Annotated in this window: 23 protein-coding genes and 1 tRNA gene; 6 read left to right on the top strand and 18 right to left on the bottom strand. The window is 75.2% G+C overall.

The annotated features are described in order from the left end of the window. Nucleotides 1–9: 9 nt before the first annotated feature. Nucleotides 10–86: transfer RNA gene (locus tag BCF33_RS08880), tRNA-Arg, on the top strand. Here the strand turns inward: BCF33_RS08880 and BCF33_RS08875 are convergent. Beyond that, entirely contained in the window at nucleotides 74–1333 is a 1260-nt protein-coding gene (locus BCF33_RS08875; RefSeq protein ID WP_106160596.1) for an MFS transporter, read from the bottom strand. The genes BCF33_RS08880 and BCF33_RS08875 overlap by 13 nt on opposite strands. Further along, a complete protein-coding gene (locus BCF33_RS08870) occupies nucleotides 1330–2643 on the bottom strand; it encodes a lyase family protein (RefSeq protein ID WP_106160595.1) in 1314 nt (437 codons plus the stop codon). The genes BCF33_RS08875 and BCF33_RS08870 overlap by 4 nt, the downstream gene beginning before the upstream one ends. 164 nt (nucleotides 2644–2807) lie before the next feature. On the opposite strand from BCF33_RS08870, the gene BCF33_RS08865 reads away from it, so the two are divergent. Continuing rightward, a complete protein-coding gene (locus BCF33_RS08865; protein ID WP_106160594.1) occupies nucleotides 2808–3764 on the top strand; it encodes a LysR family transcriptional regulator in 957 nt (318 codons plus the stop codon). Between the two features lie 73 nt (nucleotides 3765–3837). Here BCF33_RS08865 and BCF33_RS08860 read toward each other — a convergent pair whose 3' ends face one another. Genes BCF33_RS08860 through BCF33_RS08850 form a run of 3 tightly spaced genes read right to left on the bottom strand, consistent with a single transcriptional unit; the run spans nucleotide 3838 to nucleotide 5794 of the window. Next, nucleotides 3838–4359 (bottom strand): GNAT family N-acetyltransferase, encoded by a 522-nt coding sequence (locus BCF33_RS08860; protein WP_158259394.1) that lies wholly within the window; start codon nucleotides 4357–4359, stop codon nucleotides 3838–3840. Beyond that, nucleotides 4356–5066 carry a GNAT family N-acetyltransferase gene (locus tag BCF33_RS08855; protein ID WP_106160592.1) on the bottom strand — a complete coding sequence of 237 codons (711 nt, stop codon included), beginning with the start codon at nucleotides 5064–5066 and terminating at the stop codon, nucleotides 4356–4358. Before BCF33_RS08855 ends, BCF33_RS08860 begins: the two co-directional genes overlap by 4 nt. Beyond that, nucleotides 5063–5794: a competence/damage-inducible protein A gene (locus BCF33_RS08850; RefSeq protein WP_106160591.1), complete on the bottom strand. Its 732-nt coding sequence runs from the start codon at nucleotides 5792–5794 to the stop codon at nucleotides 5063–5065. The genes BCF33_RS08855 and BCF33_RS08850 overlap by 4 nt, the downstream gene beginning before the upstream one ends. Nucleotides 5795–5878: 84 nt before the next feature. Between BCF33_RS08850 and map the strand changes: the two genes are divergently transcribed. Next, nucleotides 5879–6682, top strand: coding sequence for a type I methionyl aminopeptidase (gene map / locus BCF33_RS08845; protein WP_106160590.1), 804 nt, complete (start codon nucleotides 5879–5881; stop codon nucleotides 6680–6682). Nucleotides 6683–6779: 97 nt separating this feature from the next. On the opposite strand, the gene BCF33_RS08840 is transcribed toward map, so the two are convergent. Beyond that, on the bottom strand, nucleotides 6780–7334 hold the full coding sequence (locus tag BCF33_RS08840) for an RsmD family RNA methyltransferase (RefSeq protein WP_106160589.1): 555 nt from the start codon (nucleotides 7332–7334) through the stop codon (nucleotides 6780–6782). After that, nucleotides 7331–8527, bottom strand: a complete 1197-nt coding sequence (locus BCF33_RS08835; RefSeq protein WP_106160588.1) for an NAD(P)/FAD-dependent oxidoreductase — start codon at nucleotides 8525–8527, stop codon at nucleotides 7331–7333. Before BCF33_RS08835 ends, BCF33_RS08840 begins: the two co-directional genes overlap by 4 nt. Nucleotides 8528–8593: 66 nt before the next feature. On the opposite strand from BCF33_RS08835, the gene BCF33_RS08830 reads away from it, so the two are divergent. After that, nucleotides 8594–9085, top strand: coding sequence for a peroxiredoxin (locus BCF33_RS08830; protein ID WP_106160587.1), 492 nt, complete (start codon nucleotides 8594–8596; stop codon nucleotides 9083–9085). Nucleotides 9086–9200: 115 nt separating this feature from the next. Here the strand turns inward: BCF33_RS08830 and BCF33_RS08825 are convergent, their stop codons facing one another. From BCF33_RS08825 to BCF33_RS08795, 7 genes are all read right to left on the bottom strand, one after another. Next, the gene (locus BCF33_RS08825) at nucleotides 9201–9488 is read right to left on the bottom strand and encodes a 4a-hydroxytetrahydrobiopterin dehydratase (RefSeq protein ID WP_106160586.1); all 288 of its coding nucleotides are present in this window, start codon (nucleotides 9486–9488) and stop codon (nucleotides 9201–9203) included. Next, nucleotides 9485–10675 carry a GNAT family N-acetyltransferase gene (locus BCF33_RS08820; protein ID WP_106160585.1) on the bottom strand — a complete coding sequence of 397 codons (1191 nt, stop codon included), beginning with the start codon at nucleotides 10673–10675 and terminating at the stop codon, nucleotides 9485–9487. Before BCF33_RS08820 ends, BCF33_RS08825 begins: the two co-directional genes overlap by 4 nt. Before the next feature lie 31 nt (nucleotides 10676–10706). Beyond that, nucleotides 10707–11477, bottom strand: a complete 771-nt coding sequence (locus tag BCF33_RS08815; RefSeq protein ID WP_106160584.1) for a glycerophosphodiester phosphodiesterase family protein — start codon at nucleotides 11475–11477, stop codon at nucleotides 10707–10709. Next, nucleotides 11474–11941 (bottom strand): RidA family protein, encoded by a 468-nt coding sequence (locus tag BCF33_RS08810; RefSeq protein ID WP_106160583.1) that lies wholly within the window; start codon nucleotides 11939–11941, stop codon nucleotides 11474–11476. The genes BCF33_RS08815 and BCF33_RS08810 overlap by 4 nt, the downstream gene beginning before the upstream one ends. A gap of 243 nt (nucleotides 11942–12184) precedes the next feature. Then, complete coding sequence (locus BCF33_RS08805) at nucleotides 12185–13474, bottom strand: HlyD family type I secretion periplasmic adaptor subunit (RefSeq protein ID WP_106160582.1); 1290 nt, start codon at nucleotides 13472–13474, stop codon at nucleotides 12185–12187. Beyond that, nucleotides 13471–15282: a type I secretion system permease/ATPase gene (locus tag BCF33_RS08800; RefSeq protein WP_245883788.1), complete on the bottom strand. Its 1812-nt coding sequence runs from the start codon at nucleotides 15280–15282 to the stop codon at nucleotides 13471–13473. Before BCF33_RS08800 ends, BCF33_RS08805 begins: the two co-directional genes overlap by 4 nt. Further along, a complete protein-coding gene (locus tag BCF33_RS08795) occupies nucleotides 15279–17474 on the bottom strand; it encodes a transglycosylase domain-containing protein (RefSeq protein ID WP_106160580.1) in 2196 nt (731 codons plus the stop codon). The genes BCF33_RS08800 and BCF33_RS08795 overlap by 4 nt, the downstream gene beginning before the upstream one ends. A 304-nt stretch (nucleotides 17475–17778) precedes the next feature. Between BCF33_RS08795 and BCF33_RS08790 the strand changes: the two genes are divergently transcribed. Both BCF33_RS08790 and amt read left to right on the top strand, forming a co-directional pair. Next, on the top strand, nucleotides 17779–18117 hold the full coding sequence (locus tag BCF33_RS08790; RefSeq protein ID WP_106160579.1) for a P-II family nitrogen regulator: 339 nt from the start codon (nucleotides 17779–17781) through the stop codon (nucleotides 18115–18117). Nucleotides 18118–18131: 14 nt separating this feature from the next. Continuing rightward, a complete protein-coding gene (gene amt / locus BCF33_RS08785; protein ID WP_106160578.1) occupies nucleotides 18132–19520 on the top strand; it encodes an ammonium transporter in 1389 nt (462 codons plus the stop codon). Nucleotides 19521–19658: 138 nt separating this feature from the next. On the opposite strand, the gene BCF33_RS08780 is transcribed toward amt, so the two are convergent. The 4 genes from BCF33_RS08780 to sseA are packed head-to-tail and all read right to left on the bottom strand — an operon-like array spanning nucleotide 19659 to nucleotide 22963. Continuing rightward, nucleotides 19659–20033, bottom strand: coding sequence for a rhodanese-like domain-containing protein (locus BCF33_RS08780; protein ID WP_106160577.1), 375 nt, complete (start codon nucleotides 20031–20033; stop codon nucleotides 19659–19661). Then, the gene (locus BCF33_RS08775; protein WP_106160576.1) at nucleotides 20014–20910 is read right to left on the bottom strand and encodes an MBL fold metallo-hydrolase; all 897 of its coding nucleotides are present in this window, start codon (nucleotides 20908–20910) and stop codon (nucleotides 20014–20016) included. The genes BCF33_RS08780 and BCF33_RS08775 overlap by 20 nt, the downstream gene beginning before the upstream one ends. A gap of 37 nt (nucleotides 20911–20947) precedes the next feature. Continuing rightward, nucleotides 20948–22108 carry an amino acid aminotransferase gene (locus tag BCF33_RS08770; protein ID WP_106160575.1) on the bottom strand — a complete coding sequence of 387 codons (1161 nt, stop codon included), beginning with the start codon at nucleotides 22106–22108 and terminating at the stop codon, nucleotides 20948–20950. Beyond that, nucleotides 22109–22963, bottom strand: a complete 855-nt coding sequence (sseA, locus tag BCF33_RS08765) for a 3-mercaptopyruvate sulfurtransferase (protein ID WP_106160574.1) — start codon at nucleotides 22961–22963, stop codon at nucleotides 22109–22111. Between the last annotated feature and the right edge of the window lie 2 nt (nucleotides 22964–22965).

The following is a 22965-nucleotide window of genomic DNA, read 5'->3' as shown; positions in this document are numbered from 1 at the left end:
GGGGCCCGTGGGGCGTTAGCTCAGCTGGATAGAGCATCCGACTTCTAATCGGACGGTCGAGGGTTCGAATCCTTCACGCCCCGCCACGCCCCTCGCCGTCCGGCCGCGCCGCCGCGGCGCGCCGCCGGCCGGTCCACAGGAGGAGGCAGACGGCGATCAGCGCCGAGGAGAGGAGGAAGGCCAGCCCCGGCAGGCCCCGCGCCTCGCCCCACCAGAAGAGGGCCGTCATCGCGAAGGGCGAGAACACCGCCGCCAGCGCCCGCGCGGAGGTGATCGCGCCCTGCAGCTCGCCCTGCCGGTCCTCCGCCATCCGCCGCGACATCAGCCCCTGCAGCGCCGGCGTCACCACCGCCCCGAGGCCCGTCACCGGCGTCAGCGCGAGGGCGATCCACCCCACGCCGAGGACGCCGAGGACCGCGAAGATGCCCGCGTTGAAGACGAGCCCCCAGAGCACCGTCCCCCGCTCGCCCAGGTGGCACAGGGCGACGCGGATCAGCCCGCCCTGCACAACCGCCAGCGAGACGCCGAAGAGCGTCAGCGACAGCCCCACCGTGCCGGGCGTCCAGCCGAAGGCCGCGGGGCCGAAATAGGCCCAGGTGGCGGGATAGACGATGAACGCGAACTCGTAGAGGAAGACGATCCCGAGGAAGAGGCGCACCCCTTCGCCCCCGCTTCGGCCCCCGCCCCCGCCCCCGCCGAGCGCGGCGAGCGCGCCGAGCGGGTTCGCCCCGCGCAGCGAGAAGGGCCTGGGCCGGCGCACGGTCTCGGGCATCACGAGGAGGCCGAGCGCGAGGTTCGCCGCCCCGAGGGCCGCGGCCGCCCAGAAGGGCGCGCGGGTGCCGAGCTCGCCCAGCACGCCGCCGATCGCGGGTCCGAGGACGAAGCCCACCCCGAAGGCCGCCCCCGCGAGGCCGAAGCGCGCGGCCTTCTCCTCCGGGTCCGAGATGTCGGCGATGAAGGCGTTGGCGGTGGACATGGTCGCGGCGGTGATCCCGCCGACCACGCGCGTCAGCAGCAGCAGCCAGATCGACCCGGCCAGCGCCATGACCACGTAGTCCGCCGTCATCACCGCGAGCGAGACGAGGAGGACCGGCCGCCGCCCCCACCGGTCCGAGAGGCTGCCGAGGAGCGGGCCGAAGAGGAACTGCATCACCGCGAACGCGGCCGACAGCACTCCGCCCCAAAGGGCCGCCTCGCCGATGCCGCCGCCGGTCAGCTCCTCGATGAGGGCGGGCATGACGGGCAGGATCAGCCCGATCCCCATCGCGTCGAGCGTCAGGCAGAGGAGGACGAAGGCGATGGGCAGCCGCCCGCCCGCCGCCCGCCGCGTCATCCCAGCGCCTCGCGCGCCCGGGCGGCGAAGGCGCGGGCGTCCGCCTCCGCGGTGCCGGTCCCGGCGGGGGGGAAGGCGACGTCCGGATGGGCCCGCGCGGCGAGGGCGGGCAGGGGCGTGCCCTGCGCCCGCGCCCGCGCCGCGAGGCGCTGCGTCTCGGCCTGCGCCTCCGCGCGGGGCAGGGGCCCCGTCAGCGCGAGGGAGATCGCCTCCGCGTGGATCAGCCCCAGGACGTCGCCGCCCATCGCGGCCATCGCCGCACGGTCGGGGCGCAGCGCCTCCAGCGTCTCGCGAAGGGCCGTCAGCGCCCGGTTCGTCCCGAGGAGGACCTGCGGCAGGAGGAGCCATTCGGTCATCCAGGCCGCGCCGTCGCGCTGGCCCCGGTGGATCCGCGCGCCCTGGAGCGCGGCGTCGAGGCCGACCTGCGCGCGCGCCAGCGCCACCACGAGCGAGGGCAGCACGGGGTTCGCCTTCTGCGGCATGGTCGAGGAGGCGCCCGCCCCCTCCAGCCGGGCCTCGCCCGCGGCGACCATCGCGATCACGTCCTCGGCCGCCTTCGCCGAGGCGCCCGCCGCGCGCGTGCACCAGGCCGAGAGGCCGGCCACCCCCTGCCGGTCGGCATGGATCGACGCGCCGGGGTCGAGAAGGCCCAGCGCCCCGGCCATCCGGGCGCGCACGGCGGGCCCCTCCGGCCCCATCGCCGAGAGCGTGCCCGCCGCCCCGGAGAGCGAGACCCGCAGGGCGTCCGCCCGCACCGCCCCCAGCGCCGCCCTCGCCGCGAGGAGGGGCCGGCCCCATTCGGCCGCCACCGCGCCCAGCGTCGTGGGCACCGCGGGCACCGCCCAGGTGCGGGCGGCCAGGGGGGTCGCGGCCTCGCCGCCGGCCAAGGCGGCGAGGGCGCGGATCGCGCCGTCCAGCCCGTCCTCCATCACGAGGAGGGCCTGGCGCAGCCGCAGCGCCAGCGCGGTGTCCATCACGTCCTGCGAGGTCGCGCCCCAGTGCACCCAGCCCGCGGGCTCGGGCGCGCCGACCGCTTCCCGGAAGGCGGCGAGGAGGGCCGGCACCGGCACGGCGCTGCGGGCGGTGCCCTCCGCCAGCGCGGCAGGGTCGATCTCGGCCTCGAGGGCGGCGCGGCCGATGGCGCGGGCGGCGGTCTCGGGGATCAGCCCCTCGGCGGCCTGCGCGGCGGCCAGCGCCCGCCAGACCAGCAGCATCGACCGGACCTCGGCCCCGTCCGTCAGGAGGGGGGCGAGCGCGCCGGGCGCGAAGAGGCCCCCGTGGAGGCGCGAGGAGAAGGGCGAGGCCGGCATCCCCGCGGGGGTGACGCCCCGCGCGGGCGTTGGCAAGACGCCTGCCGGCAACGATCGCCCGCCCCGTCCCGCAATGGCCGCGCGTCCGCGCCAATCGGCGCATCCTCGCGCCACAATCCCCCGCGACACGTCGTCGACGAGCACCGCACCCGAGGACCTTGCCCATGGACAGACTGAGCGAGATGGAGGCGTTCGCCACGGTGGTGGATCAGGGCGGGTTCACCGACGCGGCGCGCAAGCTCGGCATCTCGAAGTCGGCGGTCTCCAAGCACGTCTCCTCGCTCGAGGCGCGGCTGGGCGCGCGCCTGCTGAACCGCACCACGCGCCGCGTCTCCCCGACCGAGATCGGGCTGGCCTATTACGACCGCGCGCGCCGGGTTCTGAACGACGCGGGCGAGGCCGACGCCCTCGTCGCCTCGATGCAGTCGGCGCCCTCGGGGATGCTGCGGATCTCCGTCGCGACGGATTTCGGGGTGAACCACCTCTCGCCCGTGCTGGGGGACTTCCTGAAGGAGTACCCCGACATCACCGTCAACATGGTGCTGAACAACCGGTTCGTGGAGCTGATCTCCGAAGGGTTCGACATGGCCATCCGCATCGGCGAGCTCGAGGACAGCTCGCTTCGCGCGCGCAAGCTGGCCGAGACGGCGCGCCGCATGATCGCGAGCCCCGCCTACTTCGCCCAGTACGGCCGCCCCGGGCGGATCGACGACCTGAACGCGCACAAGCTGCTGCACTACTCGAACGACGCGCGCGGGGCCGTCTGGCGTATCACCGCCCCCTCGGGCGAGAAGCGGCAGGTCCGCACCGCCGGCTGGCTGACGGTGAACGACGGGCAGTCGCTGCTGAACGCCGCCATCTCGGGCCTCGGCATCGCCTACCTGCCGACCTTCCTGACGGCCGAAGCGCTGTCTCAGGGCCTCGTGGAGGAGGCGCTGCCAGACCTTCCCGTGGACACCCAGGGCATCTACGCGGTCTATCCGCCGGGCCGGTTCACCCAGCCCAAGGTGCGCGCCTTCATCAACTTCCTCGTGGGGATGTTCGCCGATCGCGGCCCCCACGACTGGACCGAGCCCGAGCCGGAGGAGACCAACGTCGCCGTCCTGCGCGGGGTGGGCTGAGCGCCCGGCCCCCGGCGGCGCCCGGCCCATCCCCCCCGGGCCCCGCGCGCGGCCGGGCGGCTAGGCCGGGCGACTAGTCCGCCGAGCGCGCGCCGAGGTCGAAGGCCAGCGCGACCTCCTTCGCGCCGCCGGGCGCGTCCTCGCCCTCCAGCACCTCGGTCCCGCCCAGATGCCGGTAGAAGCCCCGCGAGGGGCTGGAGGCGAGCACCCATAGCGCCGCCGAGGCGTGGCCCCGCGCCGCCAAGGCGTCCAGCATCGCCTCCATCAGCGCGCGCCCCAGCCCCCGCCCGTGCGCGGCCCGCAGGGCGTAGAGCGACCAGATTTCGCCCGTGTGGCCCATGGTGCGCAGCGCCTCCGTCCGCTGGGGGCCGGCCTTGCCGAAGGCCGCCACCTCGCCCTCGGCCTCGCCCACGAAGACGGGGGTGTCCTCGTCTTGGGTCTCGATCACCGCCCGCCAGAGGGCGCGCCGCGCCTCCAGCGTGCGGGAGGCGATCACGTCGTGGGGCAGGAGGTCGAGATAGGCCTCGCGCCAGGCCTGCACGTGGACCCGCGCTACCGCGTCCGCGTCGCCGGGCCGGGCGCGCCGAACGCTCACGCCCGGCCCCAGTAGCGGTAGCGGCCCACCTCGCGCAGCCCCGCCCCGCGATAGAGCGCGAGCGCGGGGGCGTTCGCGGCGTCCACCGGCAGCACCAGCCATTCCGCGCCGTGCCCGCGCGCGAAGTCCGCCGCGTGCCGCATCCCCAGCATCCCCACCCCGCGCCTCCGCATCCCAGGCCTCGTCACCACCATGTGGAGCGCGGCGCACCCCCCGTCGACCCCCGCGAAGAGGCCCCCCGCCACCCGGTCCCCCACCCGCAGGAGGATGGCGGCCTTCGGCCCGGGCGCGCGGTGGGCGGGGGCGCGGCGGATGGCGGGGTTGCCGGTCGCGTCCCAGAGCGCGCCCAGCGCGGCGAGGGGCGGCCAGTGCGCCCGGCCGGAGCCCGGCGGCGGCGCCTCCCCCTCGGCGAGCGGCGCCGCAGGCCCCGCCATCAGCAAGGTCGCCGGCCCCGGCGCGAAGCCGCGCGCGCCGAGCGCGCCGGGATGGTCCACGCCCTCGACCACGCAGACCGCCACCCCGGGCCGGGCGGCCAGGAGGGCGTCCACGTCCGCGGGCGCGGGCGGCGACAGGACCCGCGCCGAGGTCGCGCGGCCCGACCCCTCGCGGTCGCGGGGCAGGTCGAACGCCCCGATCCGGTCCAGCCCGGCCGGCGGCCACGTCGCCCGGACGGCCGCCATGACCCGCGCGGCGTCCGGCGCGGTCACGGCAGCGCGGCGAGCGCCGCCTCCAGCTCGGCCCGCGCCCGTGCCAGGGCCGCGGCGTCCGTGCCGCGGATCACTAGGTTCGTGCCGTAGCGCCCGTCCGGGCGCTGGAACGGGTAGGAGCCGAAGTCGAGCGCGGGATGCGCGTCCTGCAGCCCGGCGAGGAGGGCGGCGACGTCGCCCTCGCCCCGCTCGGCGGGGACGCTCTCGGAGAGGATGGGCGCGCCCCCCGTCAGGCGCGGCAGCAGGCCCTCGCACATCGCGGCGAAGATCTTCGGCACGCCGGCCATGACGTGGACGTTGCCCAGCGAGAAGCCCGGCGCGGCCGAGACGGGGTTGTCGATCAGCACCGCGCCCTCGGGGATGCGGGCCATGCGCAGCCGCGCCTCGTTCATCGCGATGCCCTGCCGGTCGTAATGGGCCTGGAGGAGGGCGCGCGCGTCCTCGCGCACGTCGATGGGGGCGCCCATCGCCTCGGCCACGGCGTCCGCCGTGCGGTCGTCGTGCGTGGGGCCTATCCCGCCGGAGGTGAAGACGTGCCCGTGCGCCGGCGAGAGCGCGCGGACGGCCGCGACGATGGCCGCGGGCGCGTCCGCGACCACGCGCACCTCGCGCAGGGGGATGCCCTTCGCGGTCAGGAGGCCGGCGAGGTGGTGCATGTTGCTGTCGCGGGTCCGGCCGGAGAGGATCTCGTCCCCGACGACGATCATGGCGGAGGTGGTCTGCTGCATGGCGCCGACCGCTATGCGGCGCGCGCCCGGCTGGCAATCCGCAGCGGGCGGGACTATCTCGCGCCGCAATCGCGGAGAGACGGCATGGACGAGATCAGGGGGCGCCTCACGCGCGACGGCATCCGCATCCACGAGGACGCGGATTTCGCGGGCATGCGCCGCGCCGGCGCGCTGGCGAGCGGCATCCTGGACCGGATCGCGGAGCACGTCCGCCCCGGCCGGACGACCGGCGCGCTCGATGCGCTGGTGACGAGGTGGGTCGAGGAGGCGGGCGCCCAGTCGGCGACCATCGGCTACAAGGGCTACCGCCACGCGACCTGCATCTCCGTGAACCACGTCGTCTGCCACGGCATCCCCGGCGACAAGGTCCTGAAGGACGGCGACGTCCTCAACATCGACGTCACGGTGATCGTGGACGGCTGGTTCGGGGACACCAGCCGCATGTACGTGGCCGGCAGCCCTTCGGTGAAGGCGCGGCGCCTTATGGACGTGACCCACGACGCGCTGATGAAGGGGATCGCGGCCGTCCGCCCCGGCAACACGTTCGGCGACGTCGGCCACGCCATCCAGTCCTTCGTCGAGGGGCACCGCATGTCCGTGGTGCGCGACTTCTGCGGGCACGGCCTCGGGCGGGTGTTCCACGCGCCGCCCAACGTCCTGCACTACGGCCGCCCCGGCACCGGGCCCGTGCTGGAGGAGGGGATGTTCTTCACCATCGAGCCCATGGTGAACCTCGGCCGCCCCGAGACGAAGGTGCTGTCCGACGACTGGACGGCGGTGACGCGGGACAAGTCCCTCTCCGCGCAGTTCGAGCATTCGGTCGGCGTGACCGCGACGGGGGCCGAGATCTTCACCCCCTCGGACCGCTTCCACCCGACCTGGGGCTGAGGCCCCCCCGGGGGGCCCGCGGCGACCTTCGGACCGGAAGGGCAGGGGGCGGCCAGGGGGCGGCCAAGGGGGCGGCCAGGGGGCGGCCAGGGTGACGTCAGGCGCCTTCCTCCGCCTCCAGCAGCGTGAGGAAGGTCGCGCCGTAGCGGCGCGCGTCCAGCGGGCGGAAGCCCGCGGGCGGGGCCATGGGGGCGCCCTCCTCCCAGAGGGCGAGGGCGCCGGGGGCGACCCAGCCGCCCCTCCGGGCGGCGGCGAGGGCCCGCTCGCCCAGGCCCCGGCCATAGGGCGGATCGAGGAGGATCAGCCCGAACGGCGCGTCCGGGTTCGGGGGCAGGCGGGTGGCGTCGCGGCGCAGGTGGCGCGCCGGAAGGCCCGTCCTCTCGACGTTGGCGGCGATCAGGCGGGCCGCCGCGCGCCCGTCGTCCACCAGCACCGCCGCCGCGGCGCCCCGCGACAGCGCCTCGAGGCCCAGCGCGCCCGTGCCCGCGAAGAGGTCGAGGACGCGCGCCCCCTCCACCGCGCCGCGGGAGGCGAGGATCGAGAACAGCGCCTCGCGCACCCGGTCGGGGGTGGGGCGCAGCCGCGCCGCCTCGTCGCCCCTGCCGAGCGGCGCGAGTGCGCGGCCGCGCGCCGTGCCGCCCGTTATCCTCACGCCCCGAGGAGGGGCTTGAGATCCTCGGCCCCGAGCGCCTCCGGCCCGGGCGAGCGCCCGGCCTCGAGAAGGCGCTTGCCGATCATGTAGTCCCGGGGCGCGTTCATCGCGTCCACCGCGATCAGCACGCCATCCCGGTAGTACCAGTGCGAGCGCGCGCCCCCGGCCTGCCGCACGTGGACCGCGTCGTGCCCGGCAGAGAGGCCCGCGATCTGCAGCTTCGCATCGTACTGGTCCGACCAGAACCACGGCACGGGGTCGTAGTCCGCGCCGATCCCCAGCATGTCGCCGGCGACGGCCTCGGCCTGGTCGATCGCGTTCTGCACCGATTCCAGCCGGACCCGCCGCCCGCGCCAGGGCAGGCGCGCGCAGTCCCCCGCCGCCCAGACGCCCTCCAGCGCGGTGCGGCCGCGCGCGTCCACGTCGATCCCGTCCTCGGTCATCAGCCCCGCCGTCGCGGCGAGGGCGGCGTCCGGCACGATGCCGATCCCGCAGACCACGAGCGTCGCGGGAATCTCGGTCCCGTCCGCCAGCACCGCGCCCGACACGGCGCCCTCCCCCTCGAGGCGGTCCAGCGCCGTCCCCTCGCGGACGGTCACGCCGTTGGCGCGGTGCAGGGCGCGGAACCAGTCTGCCGTCTCCGGCGCGGCCACGCGGCCGAGGATGCGCGCCGCCGCCTCCAGCACCGTGACCTTCATCCCCGCCTGCCGGCAGACCGCCGCCGCCTCGAGGCCGATATAGCCGCCGCCGACCACGACCGCGTGCCCCCCCTCGCGCACGAAGGGCCGCATCGCGTCCGCGTCCGCGAGGGTCCGCAGGGTGAACACCCCTTCGAGATCGCCGCCCCGGTTCGCCGGAAGCCGCCGGGGGATCGCCCCCGTGCAGAGGGCGAGGCGGTCCCAGCCGAGGTGCTCGCCCCCCGCCGTCACCGTCCGCTCGGCGGGCGAGACGGCCGTGACGCGCGTGCCCAGCCGCAGGTCGATGCCGTTCCCGGCGTACCATTCGCGCGGCCGCAGCCAGAGCCGCTCGCGCGTCGTGGCGCCGGTCAGGTAGGCCTTCGAGAGGGGCGGGCGCTGGTAGGGCGGATCGCCTTCCTCGCCGACGAGGGTGATCGGCCCGGTCTCGCCGCCCGCGCGCAGCCGCGCGGCGAGGGCGAGGCCGGCCTGGCCGGCGCCGACGATCAGTGTGGACATCCGCTCTCCCCCCCGCTTTGCCCCCGGGCTATATGCGCGGCGAACCGACAGAGCAAAGGACCCCCCATGCCGATCATCGAAGAAGGGCAGAAGCTGCCCGGCGCGACCTTCATCCGCATCGGCGAGGACGGGCCCGAGCCCGTGCGCCTGAACGACCTGATGGACGGGCGCAGGATCGTCCTCTTCGCCGTGCCGGGGGCGTTCACGCCGACCTGCCACAGCGCCCACATGCCCAGCTTCATCCGCACGAAGGACCGCTTCGCGGAGAAGGGCGTGGACGAGATCGTCTGCGTCGCCGTGAACGACCCCTTCGTCCTGCGCGCCTGGGCCATGGCGACGGGGGCGCAGGACGCCGGCATCACCGTGCTGGCGGACCCCGAGGGCGCGTTCACCCAGGCCATCGGGATGGAGTTCGACGCACCCCCCGCGGGCCTGCTGAACCGGTCCAAGCGCTACGCGATGCTCGTGGAGGACGGCATGGTGAAGGAGCTGCGCGAGGAATCGAGCCCGGGCGAGTGCGACATCTCAGGGGGCGAGTCGCTCCTCGAGGTGATCTGAGGGACGCCGCGCCCGGCTGGCGGCCCCGCGCGCCCGCCGGGCGGATGGGGGCGCCTCGCCCCCCTTGCCTCCGGGGGGCGCCCCGGCCGGGCTGCGGCCCGCCGGCCGGGCCCGGTCAGGCGAGGGCGTCCATCGCGCGGGCCATCTCGACGTCGAGCTGCGTGACCCCGCCGGCGTCGTGGGTGGTCAGGGCGACGTCGACGCGCGACCAGACGTTGCGCCAGTCGGGGTGATGGTCGACCTTCTCGGCCAGCAGCGCGCAGCGGGTCATGAACGCCCAGGCCTCGCCGAAATCGGCGAAGCGGTAGCGGCGGCGGAGCGCGCCGTCGGCCTGCCGCCATTCGGGAAGCGAGGCCAGGGCCTCCTCGACCTCGCCGGGCGAGAGGCGGCGCGGACGGCTCACTGCCGGTCCTCCGGCGTGCCGCGGCGGAAGGGGCCGTAGCTCGTCAGGATCCGGGCCTCGTGGTCGACCTGCCGTCCCTCGGCCTCGCAGAACTGCCGGACGGCCTCGCGGAAGCCCTCGTCGGCCAGCCAATGCAGGGAATGGGTCCGGCTCGGCAGGTAGCCGCGGGCGAGCTTGTGCTCGCCCTGGGCGCCCGCCTCGACCCGCTTCAGCCCATGCTCGAGCGCCCAGTCGATCGCGCGGTAGTAGCAGAGCTCGAAGTGGAGCATCGGGTGATCCTCCGTGCAGCCCCAATAGCGCCCGAAGAGCGTCTCGCGCCCCGCGAAGTTCAGCGCCCCGGCGATCCAACGGCCTTCCCGGCGGGCGAGGATCAGGACCATGTCGCCTCGCAGGGTCTCCTGCGCGACGTCGAAGAAGCGGCGGGTCAGGTAGGGGCTGCCCCATTTGCGCGCACCCGTGTCCTGGTAGAAGCGCCAGAACGCGTCCCAGTGCGCGGGCTCGATGGCATCGCCCGCGAAGGAGAGGATCTCGCCCCCGAAGGCGTTCGCCCTCTCGCGCTCCTTGCGAAGGTCCTTGCGCTTGCGCGAGGACAGCGAGGCGAGGAACCCCTCCCAGTCGCCATAGCCCCGATCCTCCCAGTGGAACTGCTGGTGGGTGCGGTGCAGAAGGCCCATCCGCTCGCCGGCCAGGGCCTCTCCTTCGGTGCAGAAGGTGGCGTGGACGCCCGACAGGTCGTTGTCCGCGGCGATCTGGACCGCGCCCTGCACGAGGGCGGGCATCCCGGTCGCCTCCTCGCCGGGCCGCGACAGGAAGCGGCGGCCCGTCGCGGGGGTGAAGGGCACGGCGATCTGCAGCTTGGGGTAGTAGTCGCCGCCCGCCCGCTCCCAGGCGTGGGCCCAGTTGTGGTCGAACACGTACTCGCCCTGGCTGTGCCCCTTCACGTAGAGCGGGGCGACCGCGATCGTCTCCCCGCCGCGGCGCACGCGCAGGGGGCGGGGCTGCCAGCCCGTGCCCGGCCCGACGCTGCCCGACGCCTCCAGCGCGGCGAGGAAGCGGTGCGTGGTGAACGGATCGACGGGGCGGCCCCCGTCCGCGGCCTCCGGGCAGGCGCAGGCATCCCATTCGGCGGCGTCGATCTCGCCGACGCCGCCCAGGGCCTCGACCGTGATCTGGGGCGTCCCGTCCATGCTGCGCCAGATGGCCCCTCCGCGCGCGGGTTCAACCGGGGAAGGGCGCCCCACGCGCGTTCCGGCGATGGGCGGGGCGGTAGCCCTCGAACGTGATCTGGTCGGCGTGCCGCAGCGCCTCGGCCGCCTCGGCCTCGGACCGGATCGTCCAGCAGAGCACCGGCAGCCCCGCCGCCCGCGCCCGTCCCGCCCGCGCGGAGGCGAGGTCCGCCCGGTCGTGCGAGACGAAGTCCGCCCCCCCGAGCCCCGGCATGAGGCGCAGCGCCCGGCGCCGCTCCTCCGGCAGGTGCGGCCAGTCCTCGGCTGACCAGGCGCAGGTGACGAGCCCCGCCGCCAGGCCCGCGTCCTTCAGCCGCGCCGCCGAATGGGGGTTGAAGGACATCGCGGCGAGCGGGCCGCCATAGCCCTTCGCGGCGGCGGCCACCGCATCCTCCAGGGCGCCGCCGTCCGGCCCCATGTCGCCGCTCTGGTCCTTCACCTCGACGAGGACCGGCACGCGCCCCGCGACCCGCGCGAGCGCGTCCTCCAGCGCCAGGGGGAAGCCGCCGCCGCGAAGGGGCGTCCCCGCCAGCGCCTCCATCGAGATAGTCCGCGCGACCCCCTCGCGCCCCGTCAGGCGGCGGAGGTCGTAGTCGTGGAAGACCGCCGCGCGGCCGTCGGCGGTCAGCTGGATGTCGATCTCGATCCCCCAGCCCGCCCGGGCGGCGGCCTCGATCGCGCGGTCCGAGTTCTCGGCCGCCCCCTCGCCGTGCAGGGCGCGGTGCGCGAAGGGCCGGGCGAGGAAACCGCCGGGCAGGCTCACCCGACCTCCAGCACCGCCTCGATCTCGACCGCGACGCCGAAGGGAAGCGCCCCGGCGGAGACCGCGCTGCGCGCATGGCGCCCCCGCTCGCCCAGAAGGGCGACGAGAAGGTCCGAGGCCCCGTTGATCACCTTGGGCTGGTCCTCGAAGTCGGGCGCGGAGTTCACGAACCCCACCAGCTTCACCACGCGCCGCAGCCGCCCGAGGTCCCCGTCCAGCGCCTTCCTCGCCTGCGCCAGGATCGCCAGCGCGCACCGCTCGGCCGCCCGGGCCCCGTCCTCGACCGAAAGGTCGGCGCCGACCTTGCCGGTGATGAGGGCGCCGTCCGCCCCCTGGCTGATCTGCCCCGAGACGTGGAGATGGTCGCCCGTGCGCACGGCGGGCACGTAGTTCGCCGCCGGGGCGGGCGCGTCCGGCAGGCTAAGCCCGCGCTCGGCGAGGGCGGCGTCGATGTCGTGGCTCATGGGGGTCCTCCGGGCGTTCGCGTCGCCGCGGAGGCTAGGCCCCCCGCCGCCCGTGCGCCAGCCCGGCCCGCGCGCCCCCGGCGGGCCCTTCCTCCTCCGGGGGCTCTCGCCCGTTCGGAACCCGGTCGGTCCCCCGGACCGATCGCCGCGCGGGGCGCGGATCGTTCCTCCTCCGGGGCTCTCGCCCGTTCGGAACCCGATCGGTCCCCCGGACCGATCGCCCCGCGGGGCGCGGATCGTTCCTCACCCTTCGCGGAAGGCGCGGGCGAAGTAGTCGGTGAGCGGCGAGAGGAGGTAGGCCAGGGGGGTGCGGTCGCCCGTGCGGATGAAAGCCTCGACCGGCATGCCGGGGACCAGGGCCTGGCCGCCGCTGAGGCGGGCCTGCTCGCCGTCGGCGAGGGCGATGGTCGCGCGGTAGAAGGCCGCGCCCGTGCGCTCGTCGGCGAAGGCGTCCGCGCTCACGTCCGCGATCACCGCGAGAAGCTCGGGCGTGGCGCGGGCGTCGAAGGCCGGCAGGCGGACCCGCGCGGGCTGCCCGGGATAGACCTCGTCGACATGGATCGGATCGACCCGCACCTCGATCCGCAGCGCGTCCCCCTCGGGCACGATGTAGAGCAGCGGCTCGCCCGCCGCGACGACGGAGGCCGGCCCGAACACCGCGAGGTCGTAGACCCGCCCCGTCACCGGCGCGGTGATCTCCAGTCGGCCGCGGCGGTCGAGGGCGGCGGTCAGCTCCTCGCGCAGGGTGCGGATCCGGGCCTCGACGTCGCGCAGCTCGCCGATGGCGGTCTCCCGCAGCTGCCCGTCGAGGCCGATGATCGCCAGCTCGATCTCGGCGGTCCGCTCCTCGGCCTGGGCGCGGCGGGCGGTCAGCTCGCCCCGCCGGCCGAGCAGCCCGGCCGCCTCGCGCCGCAGGGCGAGGACGCGCGGCGTCTGCGCCAGCCCCCGCTCCAGCAGGGTTTCCTGCGCGGTCAGCTCCTCGTCGATCAGCTCGCCCTGCCGCTCGAGGGACGCGCCCTGGGCGTCGATCCCGTCGATCTGCCGGGCGATCTGCTCGGTCTGGCGCAGGTAGCGCGCGCGCTCGCCCTCGCGGGTCTCGCGGCGCGCCTCGAAGAGGTTGCGCTGCCCCTCGACGAGGTCGGCGGCGCGCGGGTCGCTTCGCGCCGCCTCCAGCAGCGCGTCCGAGAACTCGATCTCCTCCGCGCCGTCGCGCTCGGCCCGCAGGCGTGCGGCGCGGGCTTCCTGCTCGAGCAGCTCGTCGCGGGCCACGGCGATCTGCGCGTCGAGCGCGTCCGCCTCCAGGACGATCAGGACGTCGCCCGCCTCGACCCGCTCGCCCTCGCGGACCGCGAGCGATTCGACCACGCCGCCGTCGGGATGCTCGACGACCTGGCGGTTGCTCGCCACCTCGATCCGGCCGGGCGCGACCACCGCGCCGGCGATGTCGGTCGTCGCGGCCCAGACCCCGAACCCCCCCAGAAGGATCAGGAGGGCGACCGCGCCCAGCGCCAGGGGTCCCTTCGCGCCGCTCATCCCTTGCCCTCGCGCGCGGCGGCGGCGGCGGCGGCGGCGGCGGCGGCCGGCTTGGGCAGCGTGGCGATCTGCGCGTGGTTGCGGGTGATCTTGGGCAGCACCTCGGCGGTGGGGCCGAAGGCGCGGGCCTGCCCCCCCTCCAGCATCAGCAGCAGCTCGCAGCGCTCGATGGCCGAGGGGCGGTGCGCCATCACGATCGCCGAGCGCCCGTCCGCCTTGGCGCGGTCGATCGCCTCGTTCAGCGCGACGGTTCCCACATGGTCGAGGTTGGCGTTCGGCTCGTCCAGGACGAGCAGGGCGGGATCCCCGTAGAGCGCGCGCGCCAGCCCGATCCGCTGCACCTGCCCGCCCGAGAGGCGCCCCCCGAGGGCGTCGATCGGCGTGTCGTACCCCTCCGGCAGCTCGAGGATCATCTCGTGCGCGGCGGCCCGCTTCGCGGCGTCCACCACCGCGGCGTCGTCCGGGTCGAGGTCGAGCCGGGCGATGTTCTCCTTCACGGTGCCGTCGAAGAGGCGCACCTGCTGCGGCAGGTAGCCGATCAGCCGCCCCAGCGCGTCCGGGTCGTAGCGGTCGAGCGCGGCGCCCCCCAGCCGCACGCTCCCCCCCGCGGCGGGCCAGAGGCCGATGAGCGCGCGCGCCAGCGTCGTCTTGCCCGCCCCCGAGCCGCCGATCACGCCCATGGCCTGCCCGGGCGGCAGGTCGAAGGCGATGCCGCGCAGCGTGGCGTGGCGGCTGCCCGGCGGCAGGACGGTGAGCGCGCGCGCCTCGACCCGCGCCTCGGGGCGCGGCAGCTTCGTGCGGGGCGCCTCCTGCGGCGCGGCCCCCAGAAGGTCGGCGAGGCGGCCCCAGCCGGCCTGCACGGCCTGGATCGCCGGCCAGCCGCCGACGATCTGCTCCACGGGCGCGAGCGCGCGGCCCAGCAGGATCGAGCCCGCGATCATGGCGCCCGCCCGCAGCTCGCCCTGCAGCACGAGCCAGGCGCCCGTCGCCAGCATCAGCGACTGCAGCAGCAGCCGCCAGGTGCGGGTGGCCACCGTGAAGCCGCCCGTGCGGTCGGCGGCCGCCAGACCGGCGCGCGCGGCCTCGTCGCGGCTGCGCTTCCACCGCGCGGCGGCGGGCGCGCGCATCCCCAGGCTCTCGACCGTCTCGGCGTCGCGGCGCAGGGCGTCCGACCAGCCCTCGGCGCGGGCATCGGCGCGGCGGGCCTCCTCGCGCAGGCCCGAGGTGAGCAGCCCGTTCAGCACCGTCACCACGACCAGGACCGTGCCGCCGGCGACGGCCACCCAGCCCATCAGCGGATGGAAGATGAAGATCCCGGCGAGGAACAGCGGCACGAAGGGCAGGTCGAACAGGGCGGTGAAGACCGGCATCCCCAGGAAGCCCCGCACCTGGTCGAGGTCGCGCAGCGCCACCGCGCGCGCGCCGTCGCCGCCCTCGCGGCTGCGCGCCGAGAGGGTCAGCACCGCGCCGAGGACCCGCTCCTCCAGGCGCTCGCGGAAGCGCGCCCCGAGGCGCGCGGCCACCCGCTGGCGCGCATGGTCGAGCAGCGCCATCATCCCGTAGAGGAACGCCACCAGCCCCGTCAGCGCGAGCAGCGTCTCCTCCGAGCGCGAGGACAGGACCCGGTCGTAGACCTGCAGCATGAAGATCGGCCCGGTCAGCATCAGGAGGTTCACGAACACCGAGAAGAGGCCGATCGCCCACAGGAGGCCCCGGCCCTCGGCGCGCACCGCCGCCAGCTCGCCGCGGCCGGCGCGCAGCCGTCCCTGCCTGATCCTGCCCTGTCGTCCGCCCTCGGTCATGCTCATTCCCCCAGGATCTCGCCCAAGACCTCGATCAGCGCCCGCTCCACCGCGTTCCCCCCCTCGGGCGAGCGGGCGACCGTCCGGTCCGGCTGCGGGACCGGCAGCGGCTGCGAGGCGAGGCCGGGCACGGGGGTCGGCGCGGTGCCGGGCACGGGGCCGGGCGCGCGCGCCGCCTCGGGCGTGCGCATGGGCAGCGCGCGGGGCGGATCGCCCGCATGGACCCCCGCCATCGCCTCGCGGAAGATGTCCGCCGGCAGCCCGCCGCCCGTCACGCCCGTCAGCGGGCGGTTGTCGTCGTAGCCCATCCAGACGCCCGCCGCGTAGTCGGCCGAGAAGCCGACGAACCAGGCGTCGCGCCCCTCCTGGGTGGTGCCGGTCTTGCCGGCCACGGGCTGCCCGCCGGGCAGGGCGGCGCGCGCACCGGTCCCGTCCTCGACGACGCGGGACATCATCCAGACCAGCTGCTCGGCCGCGTCCATCGAGATCACCCGCTCGCCCATGCCGCCGGTCTGCTCCATCACGGTGCCGTCGGCGCGGGTGCTCAGCGTGACGAGGCCGTAGGGCGTCACCGACCGGCCGCCGTTCAGGATGCCGGCATAGGCCCCCGTGATCGAGATCAGCGTCGTCTCGGACGCCCCCAGCGCCACGGCGGGGCCCTGCGCCAGGTCGGTGTCGAGGCCGAAATCGTTCGCGATCTGCGCGACCGCCTCGCGGCCCACCTCCTCGAAGACGCGCACCGCGGGGATGTTGTAGCTCCGCGCGAGGGCCTCGGTCAGCGTGACGCGTCCGTGGAAGCGTCCGTCGTAGTTGCGCGGCGTGTAGGCGCCCGAGCCGGGGACCCGGATGGTGATCGGCTCGTCCACCACCGTCGAGTTCGCCGGATAGCCGAGGTCGAGGGCCGCGGCGTAGACGAAGGGCTTGAAGGCCGAACCGGGCTGGCGCCGGGCCATGGTCGCGCGGTTGAACGCCCCCGTCGCGTCGAGGTCGCGCCCCCCCACCATGGCGCGCACCGCGCCGTCGGCGGACATGACCACCACCGCCGCCTCCGCCTCCGAGCCCTCGCGCACCTGCTCGGCGAACACGGTCTCGACGGCCCGCTCGGCGGCGGCCTGGATCGCCGGGTCGAAGGTCGTGCGCGCCATCACGTCGGCGGTGGTGTCCTCCATGAAGAACTCGGGGCCCGAGGCCATGACCCAGTCCGCGAAGTAGCCCCCCGTCGACTGGCGCGCCCGCGGCGCGAGGGTGGCCGGGTCGGCGCGCGCCGCGTCGTGCTCGGCCTGCGAGAGGTAGCCCTGCTCGTGCATCAGCCGCAGCACGGTCTCGGCCCGCTCGCGCGAGCGCTCGAGGTTGCGGGTGGGATCGTAGCGGCTGGGCGCCACGAGGAGCCCCGCGAGCATCGCGGCCTCCGCCGCGCCGACCTGCTCCGCGCCGTGCCCGAAATAGCGCTGGGACGCGGCCTCGAACCCCCGCGCGCCGGCGCCGAGATAGGCCCGGTTGAGGTAGATCGTCAGGATCTCCTCCTTGGAGTAGCGCAGCTCCATCGCCATCGCGTAGATCGCCTCGAAGGCCTTGCGGGCCAGCGTGGTGCGGCGGCAGTCGGCCTCGTAGGCGGCCTCGCTCTCCCATTCGGCGGGGTCGTAGGGGGTGCCGAGGCACAGCAGCTTGGCCGTCTGCTGCGTGATCGTGCTGCCGCCGTGCCCCTGCAGCGGGCCGCGCCCCTCGCGCATGTTGATCCGCATCGCGCCCGCGACGCCGCGCGGAGAGACGCCGAGATGCGAGAAGAACCGCCGATCCTCCGTCGCCACCACCGCGTCGCGCAGCAGCGGCGAGACGGAATCGACCGTCACCGGGCTGTACTGGTCGCCCCTCCAGGCGAAGGGCTCACCATGGCGGTCGAGCAGCGTGACCGAGCCGCGCGCGCGCCCGTCGAACATCTCCGCCGCGGGCGGAAGCCGGATCGCCGTCCAGGCGACCATCGCCGCCAGCACCGCCGCGCCGACGAGCGACAGCCGCCACGCGAAGGCCCAGAGGGCCCGGAAAGGAAGGGTGATCGCGCGCCTCAGCAGCGAGCGGCTGCGCCGCGGCCTGCGCGCCTTGCGCTTCGGCGCGGCCTTCGCGGGCCGCCCGCGCCCCTTGGGGGGCGTCCGCCGCTCGGCGCGCAGGCGCCGCCCGCCTCCTCCTCCCGATGTCGCCATGCCGCTTCCCGCCCCGCTTCCCGCCCGATGTCCCGAAGGATGATTCTACCGCTCGCGGCCCATAATGTCAGGCCGGGGTTAACGGGCCGTAACGGCACCGTGCGTTCGCGCACCGCCCTGAAAACGGGCAATCGCGCGCGATTGCCTAATATTCCGTCAACGTACCGCGCTCCCGGCCCCGTCCGCCCCGCCCGGCCGTTGCCGCGCGGCCCCGGCGGCGGGCCTTCTCCCTTCCGTGAAAAGCGCGGGCCCCGGCCCCCCTTCGGCGGGGCGCCGATCCGGCCACGCCCGGCAGGGGGAAGACGTGAGACTCATCATCGCAGCGATCAAGCCGTTCAAGCTCGAGGAGGTGCGCGAGGCGCTGACCGCCATCGGGGTGCGCGGCATGATGGTGTCCGAGATCAAGGGCTTCGGCTCGCAATCCGGCCACACCGAGATCTACCGCGGCGCCGAATACGCCGTGAACTTCGTGCCGAAGGTCCGCCTCGAGATCGTGGTCCCCTCGGCCCTCGCGGAACAGGTCGTCGAGACCATCCAGTCCACCGCCCGCACCGACAAGATCGGCGACGGCAAGATCTTCGTCCTTCCCGTCGAGGCGGCCGTTCGCGTCCGCACCGGCGAGACCGGCGAAGACGCGATCTGAGGAAAGACAATCCCATGACGAAAAAGCATTTCATCATCGCCGCCCTGGCCCTCGCGCCGGGGGCCGTCGCCGCCCAGGGGGTCGAGACCGCGACCCTCGCCCAGGGCGTCTCGGACGAGGTGGTCTGGATCCTCAACACGCTGCTCTTCCTGATCGGCGGCTTCCTCGTCTTCTTCATGGCGGCGGGCTTCGCCATGCTCGAGGCGGGGCTCGTGCGCTCGAAGAACGTCGCGATGCAGCTGACGAAGAACGTCGGCCTCTTCTCGCTGGCGGCGATCGCCTACTGGGCGATCGGCTACAACCTCATGTATCCCTTGGGCGAATGGGCGGTCGACGGCTGGTTCTCCGGCCTCTTCCCCGCCGCCGGGGTGCTCGAGGGGGTGGGCGTCTCGCTCGCGGACGCGGACGATCCGGGCTACGCCTCCACGGGCTCGGACTTCTTCTTCCAGCTCATGTTCTGCGCTGCCACCGCCTCCATCGTCTCGGGCGCCCTGGCCGAGCGGATCAAGCTCTGGCCGTTCCTCGCCTTCGTGGTCGTCCTGACGGGCTTCATCTACCCGCTGCAGGCCTCGTGGAAATGGGGCGGCGGCTGGCTCGACGCCCTGGGGTTCCAGGACTTCGCGGGCTCGACGGTGGTGCACTCGGTCGGGGGCTGGGCCGCGCTCGCCGGCGCGCTCGTGCTCGGGCCGCGCCTGGGGAAGTACGCGGGCGGGCGGGTGAACCCGATGCCCGGCTCGAACCTCGCGCTGGCGACGTTGGGGATGTTCATCCTCTGGCTCGGCTGGTTCGGCTTCAACGGCGGCTCGCAGCTCGCCATGGGGTCGGCCGGCGACGTCGCGGACGTCTCGCGCATCTTCGCCAACACCAACATGGCGGCCTCGGCGGGCGCGGTGGCCGCGCTGGTGCTGACGCAGGCGATGTACGGCAAGGTCGATCTGACCATGGTGCTGAACGGCGCCCTCGCGGGCCTCGTCTCCATCACGGCCGAGCCCCTGGCGCCGACGCTCTTCGGCGCGCTCTGGATCGGCGCGGTGGGCGGGGTGATCGTGGTGCTGGCCGTTCCCATGCTTGACCGGTTCAAGATCGACGACGTGGTGGGCGCGATCCCCGTGCACCTTCTCGCCGGCATCTGGGGCACGCTCGTCGTCGCCGTCCACACCCGGGCCGCGATCCTCGGCCCGGACGGCGAGGAGACGGGCGAGGTGGCGTCCCTCGGCGCCCAGCTCGCGACCCAGGCCATCGGCATCGCCGCGGTGGGCGCCTTCGTCTTCGCGGTCTCTCTGGTGCTCTGGCTGGTGCTGAAGGCCGTCGCCGGGATCCGCGTCTCCGAGGAGGCCGAGGCGAGCGGGCTCGACACCGCCGAGCTGGGGATGGAGGCCTATCCCGAGTTCGCCCGCGGCTGACGCGGCACCCCGGGGGGAAAGCCGGCGGGACCCTCCCCCCGCCGCCCCCGTCCCGGCCCCGGGCGCCGTGCGCGCCCGGGGCCTTCTCGTGCGACGAACCCTCTCGGCGGACGCCACCCCTCGGGGCCGCGGCGCCCCTCAGGCGCCCTTCGGGGCGCCCGTCGCGGGGTCGATGGCCACCGTCGGCAGCTTCGCCCCCTTCCAGGCCCCGAACCCCCCCTCCATGTGCGCCGCCACGCCCCGCCCGCGGGCCAGCGCGACCTCCGCGACCTTGCCCGAGCGCGCGCCGGCGGCGCAGTGGAACACGACCCTCTGCCCATCGGGGTCGCCGGGGATCACCGCCTCCCCCACCTCCTGCATCGGCATCAGGAGGGCGCCCGGAACGTGCTCGAGGGCGTATTCCTGCGGGGTGCGCACGTCGACCAGAACCACCTCGCCGCGCTCCATCCCGGCGCGCACCTCCTCGGGGGTCCATGTCTCCAGGGTGCCGCGCTCAGTCCGCTCGGTCCGCATCGGGTCCTCCTTCCTCTTCGGGGAATCGGTCCAGCGGGATCCGCAGCACGCCGTCCTGCGGCAGCCGCCCCGCGTGAAGGTTCACCTGCAGCGCCGCCAGCATCCGCGCGGGCAGCGGCAGCGTCCGGTCCCGCGCCTCGCGCCATGCCACGAAGGCCTCGCGCCCCTCCTGCAGGTGGGGGTTGCGCGCGGCCTCCGTGGCGACGTCGCTCTCCCATTCGGCTTCGCGGCCCGAGGGGTAGTCGTGCCCCACGAAGAGGCGCGTCGCCCCCGGCAGCGCGAGGATCGAGCGCAGCGAATCCCACATCGCCCCGGCCGATCCGCCGGGAAAGTCGCAGCGCGCGATGCCCGTCGCGGGCGCGCCCATGAACGTGTCGTGCACGAAGGCCGCGTCACCCATCAGGAACGTGACCGACGCCAGCGTGTGCCCGGGGTGCAGCATGACGCGCACCTCGCATTCGCCGATCCCGAACGTCTCGCCGTCCTCGAAGAGGCGGTCCCAGGCGCCCTCCGGCTCCATCGGCGCGCCGTAGAGCCCGCCCCAGATCGCCGCGACGTCCCGCACCCGCGCACCCGTGCCCGCCCGCGCGCCGGTCCGCCCCCGCACGAAGTCCGCGGCCGAGAGGTGGTCGGCGTGCGGGTGGGTGTCGAGCACCCACTCCACCTCCAGCCCCTCCGCGCGGATCCAGTCCAGAAGGGGGCGGACGAGCTCGAACGAAGTGGCGGCCGAGGCCGGGTCGTACCCCTGCACGGGGTCCACGATCATGCACCGCCCCGTCGCGGTGCAGGCGGCGACGTACTGGACGCTGCCCGTCTCGGGCTCGTGGAAGCCCGCCACGCGGGGGCTTCCCCGGCCGCGGCTCTCGCTGATGCGCATGGCCCGCCTCCTCCGCTCGGGGCGAGGCTAGCGCAGATCACAGGACCTTGGCGACAGCCTCCGCCAGGGTGTCGACCGTGCGCGCGTTCAGCCCCGCCACGTTCATCCGGCTGTCTCCGATCATGTAGATCGCGTGCTCCTCGCGCAGGCGGCGCACCTGCTCGGGCGTCAGCCCCAGCCGCGAGAACATGCCCCGGTGCCCCGCCACGAAGTCGAACCGGTCCGAGTTGGTGCGCGCCCGCAAGGCGTCCGCCAGCGCCCGCCGCAGGCCGAGCATGCCCTCGCGCATCCCCTCCAGCTCGGCCTGCCAGTCGGCGCGCAGCGCCTCGTCGTCCAGGACCTCCGTCACCAGCCGCGCGCCCCAGTCGGGCGGGAAGGAGAAGTTCAGCCGGTTCAGCGAGGCCATGTTCGCCTGCGTCAGCCCGGGGTCGCCCGACAGCGCGATCAGCACGCCCGTGCGCTCGCGGTAGATGCCGAAGTTCTTCGAGCAGGACGCCGCGATCAGCAGCTCGGGCAGCTCGGCCGCCAGCATCCGGGTAAAGAGCGCGTCCTCCTCCAGCCCGTCGCCGAAGCCCTGATAGGCCAGGTCCACCATCGCCGTCGCGCCCGCCCGGCGCACCGCCCGGGCGATGCGCGGCCAGTCCTCGCGCGCGGGGTTGGCGCCCGTGGGGTTGTGGCAGCACCCGTGCAGCAGGACGACGTCCCCCGGGCGCGCCTTCGCGATGTCCTCGAGCATCCCGTCCATGTCGACCGTGCCGCCGTCGAAATAGCGGTACTCCCGCGCCTTGATCCCCAGGTGCCGGGCGATCGCGGGGTGGTTCGGCCATGTCGGCGCGGGAAGCCGGAGGGTCAGGTCCGGATTGGCCGACCGGGCCAGCTCCAGCGCGGCGTGGACCGCGCCCGTCCCGCCCGGCGTGGCGATGGCGGCCGCGCCCCCGGGCCGCTCGCCCAGGATCAGCCGGATCATCGCGTCGGCGAAGGCCGGATCGCCGGCGAGCGTCGTGTAGGCCTTCGTGTCCTGCCGCCGGTGCACCCGGCCTTCGGCCGCCTTGATCGCGCGGAAGATCGGCGTGCGTCCTTCCGCGTCCTTGTAGACCCCGACCCCGAGGTCAACCTTCCCCGGGCGCTCGTCGGCGCGGAACATCCCCGAGAGGGCGATGATCTTGTCCTCGGGCTGCGGGCGCAGTTTCTCCAGCATTCAGGCCTCTCCGGTGGCGACGTCCCCGCCGCTCTCCATGCCCCACTCGGCCCAGGAGCCGTCGTAGAGCGCCACGTCCTCGTTCCCCAGCCGCGCGAAGGCCAGCGACAGCACCGCCGCCGTGATCCCCGAGCCGCAGGTCGTGATCGCCGGGCGGGCGGGGTCCACGCCCCCCGCCTCGAAGGCCGCGCGCAGGCCCGCGGGATCCTTCATCGTGCCGTCCGGGTTCAGCAGCGTGCCGAAGGGCACGTTGCGCGCGCCCGGCATGTGCCCGGCGCGCAGCCCCGGCCGCGGCTCGGCCTTCTCGCCCCGGAAGCGGGCGGGCGCGCGGGCGTCGACCACCTGCCGGTCGCCCCGCTTCAGCGCGTCCGCCACCCGGGCCGCGTCGGCGTAGATCCCGTCCCGGCGCCGTGCGGGGGCGGCCCGCTCGCGCGCAGGCGCCGCCGCGCCGCCGGTCACGGGGCGTCCCTCCGCCAGCCACTTGGGCAGCCCGCCGTCCAGGACGGCCACGTCGCGATGGCCCATCAGGCGGAAGAGCCACCAGGCGCGCGGCGCCGAGAACACGCCCGACGCGTCGTAGACCACGACCCGGTCCGCCTCCCCGACGCCCAGCCGGGCGGCCTGCGCCCCGAACTCGCGGGGCTCGGGCGCCATGTGCGGCAGGCCCGAGCGCGGGTCGCTGATCGCGTCGATGTCGAAGAAGCGCGCGCCGGGGATGTGGGCCCCGTCGAACTCGGCCCGGGCGTCCCGCCCCTCGGCCGGCATGTGCCAGGACGCGTCGAGCACCCGGAGGTCGGGGTCCTCCAGACGGTCAGCCAGCCAGCCGGTCGAGACGAGGGTGGTCGGGTCGTCCATGT

This window comes from Hasllibacter halocynthiae (genome assembly GCF_003003095.1).
Classification (GTDB): domain Bacteria; phylum Pseudomonadota; class Alphaproteobacteria; order Rhodobacterales; family Rhodobacteraceae; genus Hasllibacter; species Hasllibacter halocynthiae.
Note: the sequence above shows the minus strand (reverse complement) of the source record. Positions and strands in the feature narration are given on the sequence as shown.

Coding starts and splice junctions, on each gene's coding strand:
- BCF33_RS08875 (WP_106160596.1), bottom strand. CDS start 1,333: ATGACGCGGCGGGCGGCGGGCGGGCGGCTGCCCATCGCCTTCGTCCTC.
- BCF33_RS08870 (WP_106160595.1), bottom strand. CDS start 2,643: ATGCCGGCCTCGCCCTTCTCCTCGCGCCTCCACGGGGGCCTCTTCGCG.
- BCF33_RS08865 (WP_106160594.1), top strand. CDS start 2,808: ATGGACAGACTGAGCGAGATGGAGGCGTTCGCCACGGTGGTGGATCAG.
- BCF33_RS08850 (WP_106160591.1), bottom strand. CDS start 5,794: ATGCAGCAGACCACCTCCGCCATGATCGTCGTCGGGGACGAGATCCTC.
- map (WP_106160590.1), top strand. CDS start 5,879: ATGGACGAGATCAGGGGGCGCCTCACGCGCGACGGCATCCGCATCCAC.
- BCF33_RS08835 (WP_106160588.1), bottom strand. CDS start 8,527: ATGTCCACACTGATCGTCGGCGCCGGCCAGGCCGGCCTCGCCCTCGCC.
- BCF33_RS08830 (WP_106160587.1), top strand. CDS start 8,594: ATGCCGATCATCGAAGAAGGGCAGAAGCTGCCCGGCGCGACCTTCATC.
- BCF33_RS08820 (WP_106160585.1), bottom strand. CDS start 10,675: ATGGACGGGACGCCCCAGATCACGGTCGAGGCCCTGGGCGGCGTCGGC.
- BCF33_RS08810 (WP_106160583.1), bottom strand. CDS start 11,941: ATGAGCCACGACATCGACGCCGCCCTCGCCGAGCGCGGGCTTAGCCTG.
- BCF33_RS08805 (WP_106160582.1), bottom strand. CDS start 13,474: ATGAGCGGCGCGAAGGGACCCCTGGCGCTGGGCGCGGTCGCCCTCCTG.
- BCF33_RS08800 (WP_245883788.1), bottom strand. CDS start 15,282: ATGAGCATGACCGAGGGCGGACGACAGGGCAGGATCAGGCAGGGACGG.
- BCF33_RS08795 (WP_106160580.1), bottom strand. CDS start 17,474: ATGGCGACATCGGGAGGAGGAGGCGGGCGGCGCCTGCGCGCCGAGCGG.
- amt (WP_106160578.1), top strand. CDS start 18,132: ATGACGAAAAAGCATTTCATCATCGCCGCCCTGGCCCTCGCGCCGGGG.
- BCF33_RS08780 (WP_106160577.1), bottom strand. CDS start 20,033: ATGCGGACCGAGCGGACTGAGCGCGGCACCCTGGAGACATGGACCCCC.
- BCF33_RS08775 (WP_106160576.1), bottom strand. CDS start 20,910: ATGCGCATCAGCGAGAGCCGCGGCCGGGGAAGCCCCCGCGTGGCGGGC.
- BCF33_RS08770 (WP_106160575.1), bottom strand. CDS start 22,108: ATGCTGGAGAAACTGCGCCCGCAGCCCGAGGACAAGATCATCGCCCTC.
- sseA (WP_106160574.1), bottom strand. CDS start 22,963: ATGGACGACCCGACCACCCTCGTCTCGACCGGCTGGCTGGCTGACCGT.